A 20,688-nucleotide genomic window follows, 5' to 3' on the forward strand; every position below is an offset into this window, starting at 1 on the left:
GCGATGCTTGGCGAAGAGGCGCAAAGACTATAAAGACAGTCGGTAACATTCTGGGAAATCCATTGAAATGATCGTTCGTCCGCGCCCGCCTTTGTGGAAACTGTTCTTCATCCTCAATGGCTCGATTGTCACGCGGATATTGCCGCAGATATTTGCAGTTTTCGTGCTCTCGCTCGTTGTGGTCTGGGCACATCGCGCTTTCCCGGGTTGGGTGCCTGCTTTCAATAATGGCACGGCCTTTGCGTTGTTGGGTATCGCGCTTTCGATCTTCCTCGGCTTTCGCAACAATGCTTGCTACGACCGCTGGTGGGAAGCGCGAAAAGTCTGGGGTAAGCTCGTATATGTGACGCGCAGTTTCGCCCGCCAGACAATGATTCTGGATCGGTTGCCGGGAGCAGAAAGCGCCCGTGAAAAGTTGCTTCACTATGTGATTGCATTCACACAAGCGATGGTTCCGTATCTTCGACCGGGTGATGGGCAAGCGAAGTTCCAAAAGTGGCTTTCCGCCGATGAGCAGAAGGCGTTTGATGCAAGCCGCAACGGGCCTGACTTCATCCTTCGCAAGATGGGTGAGACGCTCGCTGAATTGCGTGGGACGGGTCGTATTGAGGCAATTGATTTTCAGACACTCGATCAAACGGTGAACAGCCTTGCTGAAGTGCAAGCTGCAAGCGAGCGCTTACGTTTTACGCCGGTGCCGTTCGGCTACACTTTGCTTTTGCACCGCACCGCTTATCTTTTCTGCTTTTTCATCCCGTTTGGCTTTGCCGATATGCTCGGCTGGGGGACGCCTTTTGCAACCACGCTGGTTGCTTATACCTTCTTCGGCCTTGATGCTCTGGGCGATGAGTTGGAAGAGCCGTTTGGTACGCTGCCCAACGATCTGCCAATTGGCGCTATCGCTGATACCATTGAGATCAATGTGCGGGAAGCTTTGGGGGAAACGGATTTACCGGACATGCCGCAGCCGAAAGATTATCTGCTGATGTAAAAAAAACCCGACTGGCAGGGCCAGCCGGGGAGGTCAGTGGGGCCAGTCCAACATGAATGAACTGGTATATCAAGTTCTAATATATGTTCTTTGGATGAAACGACCGAAGTGCGACTTTTACGCTTGATTGTTTCCGCCGCCACAGCGTTTTCGAAGTGAAAAGCACGGTGGCGACGGTGATTGCGATGACGACCATCATGGGTTTTTGGTGACGATAACCGGGATCAGAAGGTCGCCCCAGTTGCCTTCGTCGTTCCCGTGCTGCCGTAGGCATACAGAAGTATAGAACATGGCGACGAAGGCAATGATCATGGGTACCGTCATGGGTTTCGGGTGACGATGACCGGGATCAGAAGGTCGCCCCAGTTGCCTTCTCCGCCATGATGGCGGGCTGAGCGAACCAGCTCAACGGAAACACCGGCCTCGACTGCATTCATGACCGACTGGTTGAGGCGGTGCAGATCATTGGCAAGCATACGGATCGCGCTTTGCTGATCGGTGCTCATCGAGGTTGACTGCTCTTCTGCTCTTTCCTTAACACGTGCAATCGAAGCCATGGTTGTTCTCCTCTTAAGAGCGCATCCCGAAAAGTGTGAAACGGTTTTCGGACAAGATGCGCTTTAAATAAATATTGGGTGTCACTCCGCAGCTGGGCGGAACTGTGCTGTTTCTGTCGATTCCTTCATGGCGGTGGTCGAAGACTGACCGCCGGTGATTGCGAGAGACACGGCATCGAAATAACCGGTGCCAACTTCGCGTTGATGCTTGGTCGCGGTGTAGCCATTTGCTTCTGCCGCAAATTCCGCCTCTTGCAGCTCTGAATAAGCTGCCATCTGACGTTCCTTGTAGCCGCGTGCCAGTTCGAACATGCCGAAATTGAGCTGGTGGAAACCGGCCAGCGTGATGAACTGGAACTTGTAACCCATCGCGCCCAACTCACGCTGGAACTTGGCAATCGTCGCGTCGTCGAGGTTCTTTTTCCAATTGAATGACGGCGAACAATTGTAAGCGAGTTTCTTGCCCGGGTATGCCTTGTGCACGGCTTCGGCAAAGCGGCGAGCCTGTTCGAGATCGGGCTTGGATGTTTCCATCCAGATCAGATCGCAATAGGGCGCATAGGCAATCGCACGGGCGATGCATGGCTCGATGCCATTTTTCACCTGATAGAAGCCTTCCGCGGTGCGGCCTGCATCATAATCAACGAAAGGTTGATCGCGTTCGTCGATGTCCGAGGTCAGAAGCTTGGCGGCCTCCGCATCCGTGCGGGCGATAACCAGCGTTGCAGTACCCATGACGTCGGCCGCAAGGCGCGCCGCATTCAGGTTGCGGATATGTGCTGCCGTCGGGATCAGGACCTTGCCACCGAGATGACCGCACTTCTTCTCAGAAGCCAGCTGGTCTTCATAATGAACGCCGGCCGCACCTGCCTCGATGAAGGCCTTCATGATTTCAAAAGCATTCAGTGGTCCGCCGAAGCCAGCTTCTGCATCGGCAACGATTGGTGCAAACCAAGTATCGACCGACAGACCTTTGCCTTCTGATGTTTCGATCTGGTCGGCACGCTGCAATGTCTTGTTGATGCGCTTTGCCAGTTCCGGAGCAGCATTTGCCGGATAGAGCGATTGGTCAGGATACATGCTTGATGCCGTATTGGCATCCGCAGCAACCTGCCAGCCCGACAGGTATATCGCCTTCAGACCGGCACGAACCATCTGCATGGCCTGATTGCCGGAGAGAGCGCCGAGCGCGTTGACGAAATCTTCTTCGTGGATCAATTTCCAGAGGCGGTTTGCACCCATCTCGGCCAGCGAGTATTTGATCTCCACCGAACCGCGCAGCCTCTTCACGTCTTCGGCTGTATGTGCACGCTGGATGCCGTCAAAACGACCCTTGGGTGCCGAAGGGATAAGGCTGTAAAAATCTGTCATTTCGGTGTCTCCTCACACTTGGACCAGGTTTTTGAAGAGCAGATTATCGCCGCTCTTTCTGTGACTAGATTTACATTTGTGAGGATCGAACAGCCAGAAAAACCCGTAAAACCGGCTTATAATTGAAGTAACGCTGTCTGAAAATTGACTGTTGTGATCTGTAAATTTGTAAATGTTGTCAAAGCTATCAATTGCAGCTATTTTGTCATGAGTTGTAAAACTCATTGTTCTTGGTTTGGGAGGCCTGATGAGCGAACGCAAGATATTTGCTGGTCCCCGTATCAGGCGCATCCGCAACGAGCGCGGTTTGACGCAGACATCCATGGCCGAGGCGCTTGGTATTTCGCCGTCCTATCTCAATCTCATTGAGCGCAATCAGCGTCCGCTGACGGTGCAGCTGCTGTTAAAGCTAGCCAGTGTTTACAAGCTTGATCTCGATAGCCTTCAGGCAGAAAGCGGCGCGACGGTTGCGGGCCTAAAGGAAGTGTTTTCCGATCCGCTGCTGACGGGAGAATTGCCGGGCGATCAGGAGCTCGTGGAAATCGGCGAGGCAGCACCCAATGCTGCCAGCGGGATCGTCAAGCTTTATCGCGCCTATCGCGAACAGCAGCAGCGGCTTTCTGATCTGTCTCAACTGCTTTCTCATGAGGGAAGCGATGCGCAGCTTTCCGCAACGCGTTTGCCCCTTGATGAAGTACGCGATGTGATGGCTCGACGACCTAATCATTATCCGCGTATCGAAGAGGAGGCGGAAAGCTTTTACGCATTGCTTAAGCCCGAAGGGGATTTGTCAGGCGCGTTGAAAGAATGGCTGCGGCGTGAGCACGGCATTACCGTGCGAAGTTTGCCTGTTACGACTATGCCGAACTGGCGCAGACGTTATGACAGGCATTCACAGCGGTTGTTTATTTCGGAACGATTGTCGCCCTTTGACCAGTTGCAGGAAATTGCGATGGAAGCAGCGCTCATCCGGATGCAGGTGATGATTGGTGCCGAAACCGAAGGGCTGAAACTGTCGTCCGGGGAGGCAAAGCGCATCGCAAGATTTGAATTGGCGCGCTATGCAGCACAAGCGTTGACGATGCCCTACAGGCAATTTCGCGATGCGGCAGTGCGCGCGCGTTACGATGTCGATGTTTTGCGCTCGCGTTTTGGCGTGTCGTTTCAACAGGCCGCGAACCGTTTGACGACCTTGCAACGCCAGGGCAATGCCGCTCTGCCGTTTTTCCTGATGGAAATCGACCACGCAGGCAATCGTCTTCGCATGGTCGGCGCTGAAGGTTTTCCAATCCGCTTTAGCGGGCAATGCCCGAAATTGCCGGTCTATGCAGCATTTGCTCAGGCAGGGCAGGTGTTGGTTGAACCTGCAGAACTGCCCGATGGTTCCGCTTTCCTCACAATAGCGCGAACGCTTGAAGGTCCGCAGGGCGCATTCAACGAGCGCCCCCGACGCACGGCGATACTTTTGGGCTGCTCTCGCGAACTGGGTGATGAAACCATTTATGGTGCGCGAAATGCTCTCAGCACGGAAATCGGACCAGCCTGCCGACTTTGTGAGCGTCAGGGTTGCATTACACGCGCCGAACCGCCACTGACCCGACCGCTCGGTCTCGACGAAATGGTGGCAGGATTATCGGCTTTTGACTTCCAGTAGAACCGCAATATTTCGGATCGGGACGTGTGCACCACAACTTTTTATGTTCGTGGTGTCATCACCCGGTTGACGAATGGTTCACAATCTAAAAAGGTATGAAGTTGAAACAGTTTACCCACCCTTGAGCTGTACCGGGAATGACGGTGCAGAATGGAGCACGCGATGAGGATGAAATCCTTTCTTCTGGCGACAACAATGGCGTCTTGCCTTGTGAGCGCCGCCGTATTTCCTGCAAGCGCGCAGGAGCGGGTGGTCAATATCTACAACTGGTCAGATTACATCGACGACTCGATCCTAAAGGATTTCACCAAGGAAACCGGCATCAAGGTCGTTTACGACGTTTATGATTCCAACGAAATTCTCGAAACCAAGCTCCTTGCTGGCGGTAGCGGCTACGATCTTGTGGTGCCATCGGGTGAATTTCTTGGCCGCCAGATCCCTGCAGGCGTGTTCCTGAAACTCGATAAGGACAAGCTCCCGAACCTCAAGAATATGTGGGACGAAATTTCGACCCGCGCCGCCACGTATGATCCGGGCAACGAATATTCCATCAACTACATGTGGGGCACGACCGGCATTGGCTATAACAAGGCCAAGATCAAGGAAGCGCTCGGCACAGACACGATTGACTCGTGGGATGTGCTCTTCGATCCGGAAAAGTCGGCAAAACTGAAAGGCTGCGGTATCTATCTTCTGGATTCGGCCAGCGAAATGCTGCGTCCAGCTTTGAACTATCTCGGCCTTGATCCGAATTCGCCATCACCAGATGATCTGGAAAAGGCGCAGGAACTTTATCTGAAAATCCGTCCAAATATTCGCAAGTTCCATTCATCGGAATACATCAATGCGCTGGCGAATGGCGATATCTGTATGGCAGTCGGCTATTCCGGGGATATTTTCCAGGCCCGTGACCGTGCCGAGAAGGCCAAACAGGGAGTAGAGATCGGTTATTCTATCCCGAAGGAAGGCGCACTGATGTGGTTCGACCAGATGGCGATCCCGGCAGATGCGAAGAATGTGCCTGAAGCGCTTGAATTCATGAACTATATCATGCGTCCGGAAGTTGCAGCCAAGGCGTCGAACTTTGTGTTCTATGCAAACGGCAACAAGGCATCGCAGGAATTCATCGACAAGGAAATTCTCGACGATCCGGCAATCTATCCAAGCGATGAAGTTCTGAAGAAGCTGTTTGTGCCGACGCCTTACGACACCAAGGTACAGCGTGTTGTTACGCGCGCCTGGACGAAGATCGTCACAGGCCAGTAACAGTCGAATAATATGACGGCTATTATTAGCCGATGCGGGCTTGCCCGTTTGAAATCTGAGAGCGGCTCACTGTTCATGCAGGAGGGCCGCTCTACGTCTTGTGACATACATCAATGGCAGGCTGCGGTCTGTGGATCGGGTTCCTGATAAGTCGATAGGGGAACGGAATGGAATCTTTTGGCAGCTTTCGCCGCAAATTCGCACCGTGGAATGATCCGGCAGCGAAACCTTATATTTCTTTTGAGAATGTGACGAAGGTGTTTGGCGATTTTACCGCCGTCGATAATCTGTCACTCAATGTCTTCAATCGTGAGTTCTTTGCGCTGCTGGGGGCGTCGGGGTGTGGCAAGACCACCCTCATGCGTATGTTGGCAGGCTTTGAAGAGCCGACTTCGGGCCGTATAACTCTTGATGGTCAGGATATGCGCGGCATTCCTCCTTATAAGCGCCCCGTAAACATGATGTTCCAGTCCTATGCCCTGTTTCCGCATATGACGGTTGAGAACAACATTGCTTTTGGTCTCAAACAAGACGGAATGGCGAAGTCGGAAATCGATGCACGCGTTGCTGAAATGCTCAAGCTTGTGAAGCTGGAGCAATACGGCAAGCGCAAGCCGCATCAGCTTTCCGGTGGTCAGCGCCAGCGCGTGGCACTTGCGCGCTCTGTCGCAAAACGTCCCAAAGTTCTGCTGCTTGATGAACCACTTGGCGCACTCGATAAGAAGTTGCGTGAGGAAACTCAGTTCGAACTGATGGATTTGCAGGTCAAGCTAGGTATGACCTTTATGGTCGTTACCCACGATCAGGAAGAAGCCATGACCATGTCTGATCGTATTGCGGTCATGGACAAAGGGCGCATCATGCAGGTTGCAACGCCTGCGGAAGTTTACGAAGCGCCACGCTCCAAGTTTGTGGCTGACTTCATCGGCAATGTGAACATCATTGAAGGTGAGGTGGTGAAAGCTGTGAATGGCGAGGCGGAAATCGCCACTGAAAAATTCGGCTTCCATATTCACACCGAAACACGTGAACAACTTAATCCGGGTCAGAAGGTCTGGTATGCGGTGCGGCCTGAAAAGACCCGCATTACCCGCGACAAGCGGGAAGACGCATCGGTCAATGCGGTTGAAGGTGAGCTATGGGATATCGCATATTTTGGCGATATGACGGTTTTCCACGTGCGCCTTGAAAACGGACGCACCATCAAGGCTGCAAGCCTCAATGCCGTGCGCAAAACCGATAATCCACTCGGTTATGATGACCGTGTCTGGGTCTCATTCGATACTGACGCCGGCCTGGTGCTAACGGCTTAAGGAGGGGACGCGTATGCAAAAGCTGATCGCCTCCATAACCAGTCGCCTCGTGATTGCGGTGCCATATTTTTGGCTGCTGCTGTTCTTTCTGGTTCCGTTTTTCATCGTCTTCAAAATTTCTCAGTCTGAAGTCACGATGGCGATCCCGCCCTATATGCCAGCTTTTGATTGGGCTGACAGTTTTGCGCAAAGCTGGGAAAAAATTAAGCAGTTGTCATTCGATAATTATTTATGGCTGCTTGACGACCCACTTTATTACAAGGCTTATCTGTCGAGCGTTCGGATTGCTGCCATTTCCACCGTTTTGGCGCTGCTTGTTGGCTATCCTATGGCTTACGGCATTGCGCGCGCACCATCAACGATCCGTCCGACACTCCTGATGATGGTGATCCTGCCATTCTGGACGTCATTCCTGATCCGCGTTTATGCGTGGATTGGCATTCTGAAACCAGAAGGCCTGCTCAACCAGTTTTTAATGTGGCTGAACATCATCGATACGCCGCTGACCATCCTCAATACGGATACGGCAGTTTATATCGGTATTGTTTATTCCTATTTGCCATTCATGATTTTGCCGATCTATTCATCACTGGAAAAAATGGATTATTCGCTGATCGAAGCTGCACAGGATCTTGGCTGTACTGCAATTGCTGCTTTCTGGAAAATTACATTTCCTCTGTCGCTTGCGGGCGTTCTTGCCGGCTGCTTCCTTGTCTTCATTCCAGCTGTGGGTGAGTTTGTTATCCCTGACCTTCTCGGTGGATCTCAGACATTGATGATCGGTAAGACGATCTGGAGTGAGTTCTTTTCCAACCGCGACTGGCCGGTCGCATCGGCTGTAGCTGTCGTTCTTCTGTTGATACTGATCATACCGATTGTGATCTTCCAGCAAATACAGGCGCGTCAGCAGGAAAAGGGGAAATAGGCCATGAACAATAATTGGTCCCGTTTCAATATCGCCTCAGTCGCACTTGGCTTTGCCTTCCTTTATCTGCCGATTGTTCTGCTGGTCATCTATTCGTTCAATGAATCCCGTCTGGTCACTGTCTGGGCGGGTTTCTCGACCAAATGGTATGTTGAGCTTTTCAGAAATCAGGCTTTGATGGATGCGGCGTGGGTGACAATCCGCGTTGGTCTTCTGTCGGCAACAATTGCAACCGTGCTCGGCACGCTGGCAGCACTTGCGCTGACCCGCTACACGCGCTTTCGCGGACGTATCCTATTTTCTGGCATGGTCTATGCACCGCTTGTCATGCCTGATGTCATCACGGGTCTGTCGCTGCTGCTTCTGTTTGTGGCGATGAACTTTGACCGTGGTTTCTGGACGGTCACACTTGCACATATCACCTTTTCGATGTGCTTTGTGGCCGTTGTCGTGCAGTCCCGACTGGTAAGCTTTGATCGCTCTTTGGAAGAGGCGGCGATGGATCTCGGAGCGCCACCGGTGACGACCTTTATGAAGATCACCCTGCCGGTGATCCTGCCTGCGGTAGTTTCTGGCTGGATGCTTGCTTTCACGCTTTCGCTCGACGATCTGGTGATTGCAAGCTTCACATCTGGGCCGGGTGCAACGACGCTGCCGATGAAAATCTACAGCCAGGTTCGCCTTGGAGTGACGCCGGAAATCAATGCGGTCTGTACGATCCTGATCGCGTTGGTGACGACGGGCGTTATCATCGCCTCGGTTGTTAACAAGCGTCGGGAAGTTCAGCGCCGCCGTGATGAGCAGGCTGCATTCAGGCTGGGGTAGTGCTTACAGCGGTTCCAGTTGACACTGATTGTTGGAGCCGCTGTAACTATTTGTTTCTACGCATTATCCCTTCGCAAAACCGCTTCGTACTTTTGCTGGAAATTCTATAAGCGAAACAGAGCGGTTTCATTGCCCCGTGGCTGTTCCTGTCGATGATGGGGAGATGAACGGACGATCCCATGAGCCGCCGACAAAGAAATGCAGCGGTGGCTTGGTGGGGGTCGTTTCGGCTTGTTGTCCGTCTGAGTTTTCTTGTTGTTGCTGTTGGCTTTCAGGGAAGATCACTTCACCACTGAGCGCCAGACTGCGATCAACAAACGGGACAATGCCAGCAAGATTAAGGGTGCCGTCGGTCGTGCCAAGGCGTGCGTTTTCGAGTGTTGCTACTCCGTCCGAAAGATTGGCCTTAAGATCGAGCCGGTTGAAGGCAAGCGAAACATTTTCCTGCCGTTCGAGTGCGAAGAAGCCTTGGCTCTGAGCCTTAGTCAGAAAATCCTGTACCGCGAAACCTTGCATCTGGCCGTTGTTGAGCTGCACTGAAACATTGCCCTGTGCACCGGTCAAGAGTGCCGACCAACGGTTCGCCGGTCCTTTCATGAACAGTGAGACATTTCCTTTGCCGTTGACGAATGGCTTATCGAAACCGAATGCTGCGAAGAGCTGAGAACTATCAATATCAGACGCGTTGAAACGGAGTTCTCCAGTGGCAGTTTTAAGGTCGCGAACGATCTGCAGATTGGCCTGAAGGATGCCGTTGAAAGCTTTGGCATCACCAATATCAAACATCGCACGACCGCCCCTGATCTGCACAGCCGCAGCCACACCCGTCATGGAAACGGGACCGGCGGTAGCGGTTTGCGCCGAGAGGCGAAGGTCGAGTTCAGCGCGATCGATAAAGCTTGTATCGATATTGTCTTTCCCGCTTTGATCGCGCTCATTCGGGGGGCGAGGCCGGTTGTCGGGCAATGGTACGAAGATGGAAAACAGTCGCCGCAGATCGAGTTTATCGAATGCAAGAGTTCCGGTCACAGCCGGTGTATCTTGCTCAAATCCGATTTCGATAACGCCCTTGGCCGGGCTTTCGTCTGTAGTCATCTCGACATTATCGAACTTCAATCGACGCGGCGTCGAGGTGATCGTTGAATCGAGCGAGAAGACGCCAATTTCTGTGCTGCCTGCAACGGGAGGCAGACCAAGCCAGCGAACTGCATTGCTCAGGGAAGGAGTTTTGGCGCTCAACGCACCTTCGAAGAAGCGGTCGTTGGAGATGTTGGCCTTGCCTTCGAATGTAATGTTGACCGGATTGGAAGTGAAACTCGCGGTAACATCAGATGTACCCCCGGCAAGGAGTGGCAAAGCCTGCGATGCAGTCAGGTTGAACTGGGTATTTTCCCCGCGCCAAAGAGCGCTGCCACGCAGTGTTGCCGCGCTCGAGGTGCGTGGCCATTCAAGCGTGGCGTTCAACTTGGTAATTTGTTGATCTTCCTTCGGTTCCTCTTCAGCGTCTGCTCGATTGAATGAGACGGTACCGTCTCGGATAACGACGCGACCAAAAGGTTGTGAGGCTTGCTGTGCAGCAAGCGTTTTGTCGTTTGCACCATTCTGCTGCAATGCGCGTTGAGCGCGGATAGCGGTGCCAAGACGTCCGTTGGAACTTGCGATGGCATCAAGCAGGCCAGAGAAGTTATCGACTGGGCCACCGATGTTGAAATGCGGTCTCACAATCTGTGTTTCTGAGAAAGACAAGCGCCCCATCAACGCATCAAGAGGCGACAGTTCGACCTCGATCCGGCTGGCACTCATGAATGGCTTGGCGCCTTGCTCGGAAAGCTTGCTGAGTGTCACACCTTCAAGCGAGGCTCGCAAAACCGGGAACACGCGCAGACGCGGTGCTTCTCGCAGTTCGACACTATAACCGGTCCAGGCGCTGATTTCCTGCGCCACTCGAACACGGATTGAATCTGTGGAGACGATAAAAGGTATAAGGGCAAGCAGGGTTGCCACGGCTGCCGCGCTAAGAATGATGATCGCAACAACAAGGCGCGTAAATCTGGGCCAGCGCATCAACCATCCTATCAGTGAGACATATTCTGTAATCTAAACCAGCACTGTGGCAAAGCAAAGCCGTCCATGCTGATTCTGACATATGGTTAAACAATTGTTTCTAGGAAATTAACCCTGATTTTACAGGAGTTTCCAATGTCTAAACTCTGAACCTTAATTTTAACGACCGATTAACCGGCTATGCGTCATAAAAAGTGCAACACTGAGTAATGATCGAGCCGCCGTCAGGCCCTCATTTGCGATCGCTTTTGTGTCTCTTTGTCTCTGAGATTCTCCAACGCTGGTTTTTACCGGCGTTTTTTTTGGTTTGCATATAAAAAGCCCTCCATGTGGAGGGCTTTAAATTGTCAATCTGCGAGAACGCGGGTCGGCGGAAAGATTATTTCCACCACGGTACCGCGTCCGGGCGTCGAGTCTATCGCAAACTGCGCGCGGTTTGCTTCGACCATCGCTTTTGTAAGGGGCAGGCCTAGGCCGGTACCCTCATTGCGCCAGTCTTTTGCGCTTTCTGTCTGTCTGCGCTGCATCGTGTTGACCTGGCGGAAAGGCTTCAGAGCCTGCTCAACTTCGGCCTTCGTCATGCCTACGCCCGTATCACGAACGCGCATGACCACATCACCATTCAATTCATAATTGGTGGAGACGATCACCTGTCCGCCGGTTGCTGTGAAGCGAACCGCATTAGACAACAGATTGAGCGCTACCTGCTTGATCGAACGTGCATCGGCAACAATGTCAGGCAAATTCGACTGGAAACTCGAGCGTATAATGACGCGCTCACGGTTTGCTTGCGGCTGCATCAGAGCAATAGCTTCACCAATCGCATCATTGAGCGAAACCGCCTCAAACTGCATATCGAGTGCACCGGCTTCTATCTTGGAGATATCGAGCAAGTCATTGACCAGTGCCAGCACATGATTGCCTGAACGGTTGATGTCGCGCAGATAATCGCGATAGCGATCATTGCCGATGGAACCGAATTTCTCGTCAGCCATCAACTCGGAAAAGCCAATGATCGCGTTAAGTGGTGTGCGAATCTCGTGGCTGATACGGGCCAGAAAGTCAGTTTTCTGGTTGGATGCACGTTCAGCTTCCTTGCGCGCATTCGTCAGCTCTTCTTCTGTACGCTTCCATTGCGTGATGTCGCGCAACACGGCGCAGAAACCGCTGGTGTGTGGAAGTTTACCCATTGTCATGAAGAGGGGGATAAACCCGCCCTGAGCTTCGCGACCAATCACTTCCCTGCCGTCGTTCAAGACGCTGAGAACACCATTTTCGGACAGCCCGTGCAGATAATCCATCGCTGCACGCTGGCTCTCGATCGCAAACAGCATCGAGAAGAATTTGCCTTCAGTGTCACTCCGGTCGTAGCCGAAAAGAGCAGCGGCAGAATGATTCATCGAGCGAATGCGACCTTCGGGATCAATCAGCACGACGCCATCTGTTGCCGTGTCGAGAATGATTTTCAGTTCTTCGACCTGAGCTTTAAGTGCCTGCTTTTCAGTATGGTCTTCACTGGATATTTCGGCTTTTGCAGGAGCCTCAACTTCGTTGGATGCAGGTGCGACCGGCATAAGGCTCAGCATGAGCGCACGACCGTTGCGCCAGCCAATGGCGTTGAGATGTGCATCTACTGGCTCTTCGCTGCCGTCTGCACGGCGCAGCACCATACCTTGAGGGTTGCTGCCTTCATCACTGTCACTGTTAAATAATGCCTGGACGCCACCCGCGTCACGGATGTCTTCGAGCGTTTCATAACCTGTCAGGTCTAGAAGTGCCTCATTGACATAATGAATCTCGTCACCCGAATGGATGATGACGGGGATAGGCAAATTAGCGAGCAGTGCTGTCTCATCGGTACGGTGTTTTTGGTCTGGTTTTGCAGCTTCAGGTTTGTCGCCCGCCGCAGGCAAATTTTCAGACCCGACCGCAACTGGCGCGTTACGCTCTGCTGCTGGCTGCTTATGTTCAATCTTTTCTGCTGGCTTTTCTACTGACTTTTCGACTGGTGCATCGTCGTCCTGACGAGAATTAGCCAGTCCTTGCTTGCGCAGACGGTCAGCAATTTCTCGAAATGCGTTGCGCTCCGTTGCGGTCAATCCGCCTTCAGGACGCTGTTCTTTGCCCTTGAACTGCTTTGCCTGATCAGCTTCCACTTTTTCGCGTGCGGCTGCATTAAGTAACTCAATGACCTTGTCGGACTCACGGCGACCGGGGTTCGGTGTCAACTCAAAAGGCAACGTCTCTGCAGCTGTGATCTGATGCCGGGTGTCCGGATGGTCGTCATTGGCAACTTCTTCGGAAAGCGCCAACACATCGTCATCACTATCAGCGCTCAGCATTTCCTGTATTGTGGGGGCTGCTTCACGCTTCTGTGGAATGCCGCCAGCAAGCACAAGGCCGATTGTCTCCGGGTCTTCTTCCGCATCTTCAGGGCGCACAAGGCCAAACCCGCGGAAGCCGATGAATTCACGATCACGCGAATAAACGGGCAGGGCGGCAAGCTCGACCGGCACGCGGAGGTTTGTGCCTTCCACGGGCCAAAGCAGTTTTTTGCCAGACCAGGTGTCGCGCTTTTCCAGAAGCGAGCCGATGCTGCCATCCGTATCGAAGGCGAAAACATTGGCGACTTCCGCGAAGCGCCTGCCTATGACATCAGCCGCATTTGGACCAATGATGACACCTAATTCCGGTGAAACCTCTGTAAACGACCCCGCCGCGTCCGTCTTCCAGATGAAACGGGCAGGTGGGCCGTTGCGATCAAAGACAAAGCTTTTCGGCTTGGTTTCTGTTGCCGCAATCTCTACCTCACGCGCGATGTTATCTGCGGCTGCATTTGTTTTCGCATCATTGGTCGTTGCAGGGGTTATGGCTGCTTCTCCGACGATGCAGATAAGATGTAAGACTGGATTGTCGGTAAGCCGTGCGATTGCACCTGGAACTGAGCTTCTGCCTGCGCGAATACGGCGCTTTACGATCCGATCGCTGGTATCGCCTGCTTCAACAATCAGATCTTCAAGCGTTGATGCGGAAATATCGAGGGCTGCAAAGCGTGGGCTTGAGGCAATCACCTTTGCTCTAGCATCGATCAGCGCGACATGCGTCGTATTATCTCCGAGACCGGAAATAATAGCGTCAGGGGTAGCATTCTGCTTCTCGACAGCAAGCAAGAGCGCTTCGATACCGTCAGGCATTGTCAGGTGGGAAACTTGAAGGCGTGTGAGTTCTGAACGCATGCCAGCACCAAGACGCACGGCCACAACGCGCGGCGCAGTTTCAGCTTCGCTGCTCGAGCCCATAATCTGGCGGCGGGTTGAAACAGGCAGATCGAGTTCGTTACCGATGACATCTTCGATCCGTTCAAAACCGAACAACTTGGCTCCTGGACCATTGATCCATAGAACGGTCGAAAGGTCGCGCGTCAGCACGAGCTGCGCATCGCCCTTGGCAAAGCCTTCGCGGATATGATCCAGCGCGGCAATGTCGATGAAGGGGTATGATCCTGACATACCGGTCCTTTACCTGTTCTTCCGACCACCCAAAGTGCTCTTTAACGACCTGTTAATAAGCTTCTTGCGGGTTCGGGTCCATATTGCCATTCGATATGGACCTCATTTTCTGTTCCATTAGTTAATGCGGGTGCGGCAATTTTATGTGTCGAGCGATTATCCAGCTTTGTGCACAGGCATGCATAAAACATGGTAATCAAAACCCGTCCAATTTTAACGATTGGGCCGCTTTGGCTAACAAACGTGGATTTCTTCAAAAAAGATCATTGTAATCACTTGCAATGTGGATCGATTCTCCGTATGTGACCCCCTGTCAGCGGACACCACAAGCGAGTTCGTTGAGATTTAGGTACGCGGTCGTAGCTCAGTTGGTTAGAGCGCAGGATTGTGGCTCCTGAGGTCGGTGGTTCGAATCCACCCGTCCGTACCATCTAATCTCCCAAAGTATATGATTTTATTATACAAACCAGTTTTGTTTAGATCCTTTGCTGGGCAAGCCCATTTTTTGCGCCACACTCACAGTTATGAAATGTCTGGCGCGGGCCCCTTAATTATTTGCAAGAACGCAGCATAGAAGATGTCGAGGCCTTCCGCACCGGGATAATCGAAGTATCGAGCATACAGATAATCTGAAGTCCTTCGCTTCGAATAAATTAGAAGGGGATGGCTCGATAATCCGGGCTGTTAGGTCTAACGGGTTGACTGAGCGCACTTCTTCTTGTTGTGCCAGAGTGCATTCTGTTGCCAGTTCCCCACCATGTTCGGTCAATAAGGGGTGGCTTGGTCAACGATCTCGGCCAATCTGTATTCCCCGATCTGCGCCTTGACCTATTTGGTGTTTCAGTAAGCGCCAGGCCGTTCGGAAACACCGCTGAAGAAGCGAATGTCCACACCATCTGACAAACTGAACTCAATAAATGGATGGCAATTCTGAAGGCGCAATAACATTATCGCGTTGGCAGTTTTGAGCTCGAAATCGCCCTAAAAAAATTTGGCTGAACTTTTAAAGTTTATACGCGAGATGCTAACGAATTTGATACCTTCATCAGTCAAGTTGCAAGGAATCCCAAGGACTTATGAGGAGTAATCTTGGGTGGCATTTAGGAGGAATTTATGAAGATTACTGCGCTGGAAACCGTGCGCGTGGCTGAACGCGCTAACCTGCTCTGGGTACTTGTCCATACCGACGAAGGTATTACCGGGCTTGGTGAAACATTTTTCGGCGCAGAAACGGTCGAAGCCTATATTCACGAATATGTTGCACCAAGGGTAATAGGTCGCGATCCTTTGGAAATCGACCTGCTGGCAGCGGATCTCGTTGGTTATGTGGGCTTTCGCTCGTCCGGCGCAGAAGTCCGCGGAAACTCGGCTTTCGATATTGCGTTGTGGGATATATTCGGCAAAGCCACCAACCAACCGATAGCGCAGCTTCTGGGTGGTTTTTCGCGACGGGAAATTCGAACCTACAATACCTGTGCGGGTACTGAGTATATCAAGAAAGCGACTGGTCAAACTACGGGCAATTATGGTCTTTCAACCGGTCGCGATTACGATGACCTCAACGGCTTTTTGCACCGTGCAGATGAATTGGCCCACTCTCTCCTTGAAGATGGCATAACGGCTATGAAAATCTGGCCGTTCGATGCAGCAGCGGAAAAAACGCGGGGACAATATATCTCGTCAACGGATATGAAAGCCGCGCTTCAACCTTTTGAAAAAATCCGCAAAGCCGTTGGTGATCGCATTGACATCATGGTGGAGTTTCACTCCATGTGGCAGCTTTTGCCCGCTATGCAGATCGCGAAAGCACTAACGCCTTATGGTACTTTCTGGCACGAAGATCCGATCAAGATGGACAGCCTTTCCAGCCTTAAGCGCTATGCAGAAGTCTCGCCTGCGCCCATTTCCGCATCTGAAACACTCGCATCCCGCTGGGGTTTTCGCGATTATCTTGAAACCGGCGTTGCTGGAATTGTCATGCTGGATATCTCCTGGTGTGGAGGATTGTCAGAGGCCCGGAAAATTGCATCGATGGCCGAAGCATGGCATCTGCCTGTCGCTCCGCATGATTGCACGGGTCCAGTGGTGTTATGTGCTTCGACCCATTTGTCACTGAATGCGCCTAATGCTTTGGTGCAAGAGAGCGTCCGCGCTTTTTACAGGACCTGGTATCGCGATCTTGTCACCGCCCTCCCAGAGGTGAAGAATGGCATGATTACGGTTCCTCCCGGTCCTGGCCTTGGCATGGAATTAAATCCGGAGCTGGATAAGGCATTCACAGTGAGCCGCCGTATTTCAGATACGACCTCGATTTAATGTCGGGTGAAAACTCCCAGTTCTAATTGGAGGCTCCATGTCTGCCACAACGCAACAGCAGGGCGGCAGCGCACTTCCGGCAATTGCCGGACCTGCGCTCATGCTCATAGGCATGCTGATGTTTTCATTGAACGATGCAATGGGTAAATGGCTTGTTGCCAGTTACAGCGTGGGTCAGGTCATTCTGATCCGCAGCGTTGCAGCACTTGTCATTCTAGCCCCTTTTCTTTGGCGGGCCGGGCTGCAACCCATCGTAAAAGCAGAGAAGCCGCTTCTTCAGGCAGCGCGTGTTTTCTTTTCGACCTTTGAGGTCTTTGCGTTCTACTATGCTGTCATGTATCTGCCTTTGGCTGACGTCATGACCTATTGGCTGGCCGCACCGATCTATGTGGCAGCGGCATCGCCTTTTCTGCTTGGCGAAAAGGTTGGCTGGCGGCGCTGGACAGCTATCGGCATCGGTTTTGTGGGCGTCATTATCGCGCTCAATCCGTCCAGCGCCATGTTTACTGCTCCAGCCATCATCTCGATCCTTGGCACGATTGCCTTTGCATTCATGATGATTTCGGGCCGCAGTCTCCGCGCCACACCGGACAAGACGCTCGTTTTCTTCCAATTAATGGGTGCGCTGATCGCAGGCGTTATTTTTGCACCGCTGGATTGGCGACCGCTGGGCACACCCGCCGAGATCGCGCTTATGCTGCTTTTGGGTATTGTAGCGATGGCTGCCCATATGCTCGTCAACCGTGCGCTGAAAATCTCCGACGCAGCAACGGTGGCACCACTCCAATATACGCTTTTGCTATGGGCTGTCTTATTTGGCTGGATGTTCTTCGGGGATATTCCGAAAACGAGTATGGTGGTTGGCGCAGCGCTGATCGTCGGATCAGGATTGTTTATTTTCTTCCGCGAACAACGAGTGAAACGGGGAGCGTAAATGGACGAGCAGTTGCCCCATTCATAAAATCCTCTCGAAAAAAAGCCCGCGGTGAGAGATCACCGCGGGCTTTCTTGTGCGTTTGAACCTAAACTTACTTGCGCAGATCGGCAAGGATACTCTGAGCACGTTCCACGATGTCAGTGCCGATATCAGCTTTATGTTTCTCGTAAATCACCTGAGACTTTTCGAGAATACGCGCCTGTTCTTCTGGTGTAATCGTGTTGAACTTCACGCCAGCCGCTTCGATTTTTTCGAGCGACTTTTTGTTAAGTTCGGCGATTACCTTGCGCTCTACATCGCGACCGACGTCAGCACATTCCCTCAGAGCTGCCTGCTCTTCAGGAGAGTAGGTGTCGAAGATCGGCTTTGAGAACAAGAAAAGGAATGGTGTGTAGGCGTGTTTTGTTTCCGAAACATAGGCTTGCACTTCATAGAATTTTGAAGTGTCGATCGTCACGTATGGATTTTCCTGAGCGTCGATGGCCTTGGTTTCCAGCGCCGAGAAAATTTCGCCAAATGCCATCGGAGTGGCATTGGCACCAAAATTCTTGAACGTATCGAGGAAGATATTGTTCTGCATCACGCGAACCTTCATCCCTTCAAGATCTTCCCATTTGTTGATGGGATGCTTGGAGTTTGACAGGTTGCGGAAACCGTTTTCCCAATAAGCCAGATTAACTAGACCGGCTGCCTCGAGCTTTTCATTCAGCAGATCGCCAAACTCACCATCCATGACGGTATAGGCTTCATCGGAATTCGCAAACAGGAATGGAAGATCAAAGATGCCAAGTGCCGGAACAATACCAACCAGAGGCGATGAGGAAGTGACAACAGCTTCCTGAACGCCGGAACGCAGAGCCTGAGTTGCCTGAAGGTCGCCGCCCAATGCGCCGCCCCAGAACGCTGTGAGCTTCAGATTGCCATTCGACTTTTCGTCGAGACATGCTTGCATCGCCTTGATGCCGTCGCCGACAGGGTGATCGGCATTGATACCATTGGAGACGCGGATGTTGCGGCTCTTGAATTCAGCCTGTGCTGGCCCGACGGCAAAAGTGGCAACGGCAGAAACGAGTGCGGTTGTTGCGATTAGGAATTTTCTCATGAGTATCCTCCCAGAGTTAGAGAAAATGAAAGAGTACCAGTGGCTCAATAGAGCCAGCTGGCGGGAACAAGAACGAGATCGGGGAACAGCACCAGAAGGAACAGTACGCAAATCTCGGCAAGCAGGAACGGGAGTACGCCCTTTATGACCCGACCCAGTGGAACGCGACCAACACCTGAAACCACGTTCAGCACGACACCGACTGGTGGTGTGAGAAGACCGATAGATGTGTTCATGATGAAGAGGACGCCGAAGTAAACGGGGTCGATCCCTGCTTTCTGAATAATCGGCATCAGAACTGGCGTTAAGATCAGGATCGTTGGCGTCAGATCAAGCGCTGTGCCGACCACCAGAACCAGCAGCATGATGACGAAGAGCAACAAAGTCGGACGGTCGATCAACGGTTCGATGTAGTTGCTGATTTCGGCCGGAATGTTGGCTGCCGTAATGAGCCATGCAGATACGAGTGCGGCACAGACGAGGAACATAACGACTGAAGTCGTTTTCGCTGCGCGAAGGAACACGTGACCAAGGTCCGTGATCTTCAGTTCGCGGTAAATGAACATACCCACGAAGAGCGCATACATGGCCGCAACCACAGCTGCCTCCGTTGGCGTTACGACGCCAGCCTTGATGCCACCCAGGATGATTACGGGCATACCGAGTGCCCATGCGGCGCGACCACTGGCTTTTAGGCGCTCTTTGCCCGAAACGCGTGGAAGAGTTTGAACTTTGTCCTTACCAACTACCAATAACCAGGTGATAATCAGGGAAATACCCATCAGAATACCGGGGAATACACCTGCCATGAACAACTTGGTGATCGAGACATTGGCGGCCACACCGAAGACGATGAAGGCCATCGAAGGTGGAATCACAGGTGCAATAATGCCGCCTGCTGCGATAAGACCAGCAGAGCGAGGAACATTGTAACCTGCTTTGGCCATCATAGGGATGAGGATAGCAGCCAGAGCAGCAGTGTCCGCGGCTGCGGAGCCAGAAATCGACGCCATGATGATGGCTGCAAAAATGGCCACGATGCCAAGTCCACCGCGAATATGGCCAACACATGCAATCGCGAAGTCGATAATACGTCGGGACAGGCCGCCCGAGTTCATCAACTCACCAGCCAGAATGAAGAACGGAATAGCCAGCAGCGTGAATGTATCTGCGCCTGCAATCATGTTCTGCGCAATGATTTGCGAATTGAACATGTCCATGTGCCACATAAGCGCGACACCACAGAGCATAAGCGCGAAAGCGACTGGAACCCCAATGGCCATAGCGCCGACGAGCGATCCAATGAATACGAGAAGAGTCATCAGGCACGCTCCGAAAGTTGTTCAATGCTCATATGTTCGCCGGCAAATGCCGAAATCTCTTCTTCGGTGATGCGACCTGTCAAAATGCGAAACAATCTTTCAAGCGAGATCAGGAAAATGCCGGCGCCGGTGAACAATCCGATGCCGTAAACCCAGCCCATGGAAAGGCCACTTACAGGTGCAACCATGGAGGAGTTGATGGGCAGCTGCTGCCAGGTGCCCAGAAAGAGAATTGCGGAAACGCCTAGAATAACCAGATTGGAAACGCCCATAAGGACAACTCGGCCCTTTCGCCCGAAGCGAGAAACCACTGTTTCCACACCCATATGCAGGTTTTCACGGTGAGCAACGACCGCGCCAATAAAGGTCAGCCAGACAAAAAAGTATCGGGACATTTCATCGGAAATGGCAATGCCTGAATTCATGCCATAACGAAGGACGACATTGACGAAAACCATCAGTGCCATGCCTGCCAGAGCTAAAATCATAAGCAGCGCCAGAAAGCGAAAGAACAGGTCAATCAGCTTCTGAATCAT

15 protein-coding genes and 1 tRNA gene are annotated in these 20,688 nt (G+C 52.4%); 9 read left to right on the plus strand and 7 right to left on the minus strand.

The window, feature by feature from the left end:
* Positions 1–67: 67 nt before the first annotated feature.
* Positions 68–991, plus strand: coding sequence for a bestrophin family protein (locus tag QBD00_RS18970; protein WP_318580247.1), 924 nt, complete (start codon positions 68–70; stop codon positions 989–991).
* Positions 992–1,311: 320 nt separating this feature from the next.
* On the opposite strand, the gene QBD00_RS18975 is transcribed toward QBD00_RS18970, so the two are convergent.
* Positions 1,312–1,548, minus strand: coding sequence for a hypothetical protein (locus QBD00_RS18975; protein ID WP_007879671.1), 237 nt, complete (start codon positions 1,546–1,548; stop codon positions 1,312–1,314).
* An 81-nt stretch (positions 1,549–1,629) separates the two neighbouring features.
* Positions 1,630–2,919 (minus strand): isocitrate lyase, encoded by a 1,290-nt coding sequence (aceA, locus tag QBD00_RS18980; RefSeq protein WP_318580248.1) that lies wholly within the window; start codon positions 2,917–2,919, stop codon positions 1,630–1,632.
* Between the two features lie 247 nt (positions 2,920–3,166).
* Here aceA and QBD00_RS18985 point away from each other — a divergent pair, with 247 nt between their 5' ends.
* From QBD00_RS18985 to QBD00_RS19005, 5 genes are all read left to right on the plus strand, one after another.
* On the plus strand, positions 3,167–4,573 hold the full coding sequence (locus QBD00_RS18985) for an XRE family transcriptional regulator (RefSeq protein WP_318580249.1): 1,407 nt from the start codon (positions 3,167–3,169) through the stop codon (positions 4,571–4,573).
* A gap of 162 nt (positions 4,574–4,735) precedes the next feature.
* The gene (locus tag QBD00_RS18990) at positions 4,736–5,839 is read left to right on the plus strand and encodes a polyamine ABC transporter substrate-binding protein (protein ID WP_151091597.1); all 1,104 of its coding nucleotides are present in this window, start codon (positions 4,736–4,738) and stop codon (positions 5,837–5,839) included.
* A 167-nt stretch (positions 5,840–6,006) separates the two neighbouring features.
* The gene (locus QBD00_RS18995; RefSeq protein ID WP_318580250.1) at positions 6,007–7,152 is read left to right on the plus strand and encodes an ABC transporter ATP-binding protein; all 1,146 of its coding nucleotides are present in this window, start codon (positions 6,007–6,009) and stop codon (positions 7,150–7,152) included.
* A 13-nt stretch (positions 7,153–7,165) separates the two neighbouring features.
* Entirely contained in the window at positions 7,166–8,077 is a 912-nt protein-coding gene (locus tag QBD00_RS19000) for an ABC transporter permease subunit (protein ID WP_151091595.1), read from the plus strand.
* A gap of 3 nt (positions 8,078–8,080) precedes the next feature.
* Positions 8,081–8,902 carry an ABC transporter permease gene (locus QBD00_RS19005; RefSeq protein WP_151091594.1) on the plus strand — a complete coding sequence of 274 codons (822 nt, stop codon included), beginning with the start codon at positions 8,081–8,083 and terminating at the stop codon, positions 8,900–8,902.
* Positions 8,903–9,028: 126 nt separating this feature from the next.
* Here the strand turns inward: QBD00_RS19005 and QBD00_RS19010 are convergent, their stop codons facing one another.
* The gene (locus QBD00_RS19010; protein ID WP_318580251.1) at positions 9,029–10,966 is read right to left on the minus strand and encodes an AsmA family protein; all 1,938 of its coding nucleotides are present in this window, start codon (positions 10,964–10,966) and stop codon (positions 9,029–9,031) included.
* Between the two features lie 347 nt (positions 10,967–11,313).
* A complete protein-coding gene (gene pdhS, locus QBD00_RS19015) occupies positions 11,314–14,475 on the minus strand; it encodes a cell-division control histidine kinase PdhS (RefSeq protein ID WP_318580252.1) in 3,162 nt (1,053 codons plus the stop codon).
* Between the two features lie 353 nt (positions 14,476–14,828).
* Here pdhS and QBD00_RS19020 point away from each other — a divergent pair.
* The 3 genes from QBD00_RS19020 (at position 14,829) to QBD00_RS19030 (ending at position 17,725) form a co-directional block, all read left to right on the plus strand.
* Positions 14,829–14,905: transfer RNA gene (locus QBD00_RS19020), tRNA-His, on the plus strand.
* Positions 14,906–15,588: 683 nt separating this feature from the next.
* A complete protein-coding gene (locus QBD00_RS19025; RefSeq protein ID WP_151091591.1) occupies positions 15,589–16,791 on the plus strand; it encodes a mandelate racemase/muconate lactonizing enzyme family protein in 1,203 nt (400 codons plus the stop codon).
* Between the two features lie 37 nt (positions 16,792–16,828).
* Complete coding sequence (locus QBD00_RS19030) at positions 16,829–17,725, plus strand: DMT family transporter (protein WP_210318187.1); 897 nt, start codon at positions 16,829–16,831, stop codon at positions 17,723–17,725.
* Positions 17,726–17,819: 94 nt separating this feature from the next.
* Here the strand turns inward: QBD00_RS19030 and QBD00_RS19035 are convergent, their stop codons facing one another.
* From QBD00_RS19035 to QBD00_RS19045, 3 genes are read right to left on the minus strand one after another with little or no spacing between them, the layout of a single operon-like run.
* The gene (locus tag QBD00_RS19035; RefSeq protein WP_151091590.1) at positions 17,820–18,830 is read right to left on the minus strand and encodes a TRAP transporter substrate-binding protein; all 1,011 of its coding nucleotides are present in this window, start codon (positions 18,828–18,830) and stop codon (positions 17,820–17,822) included.
* 44 nt (positions 18,831–18,874) lie between these two features.
* Positions 18,875–20,152 (minus strand): TRAP transporter large permease, encoded by a 1,278-nt coding sequence (locus QBD00_RS19040; protein ID WP_191792740.1) that lies wholly within the window; start codon positions 20,150–20,152, stop codon positions 18,875–18,877.
* Complete coding sequence (locus tag QBD00_RS19045) at positions 20,152–20,685, minus strand: TRAP transporter small permease (protein ID WP_151091808.1); 534 nt, start codon at positions 20,683–20,685, stop codon at positions 20,152–20,154. Before QBD00_RS19045 ends, QBD00_RS19040 begins: the two co-directional genes overlap by 1 nt.
* Positions 20,686–20,688: the final 3 nt, after the last annotated feature.

This window comes from Ochrobactrum sp. AN78 (assembly GCF_029909885.1).
Taxonomy (GTDB): Bacteria; Pseudomonadota; Alphaproteobacteria; order Rhizobiales; family Rhizobiaceae; genus Brucella; species Brucella quorumnocens.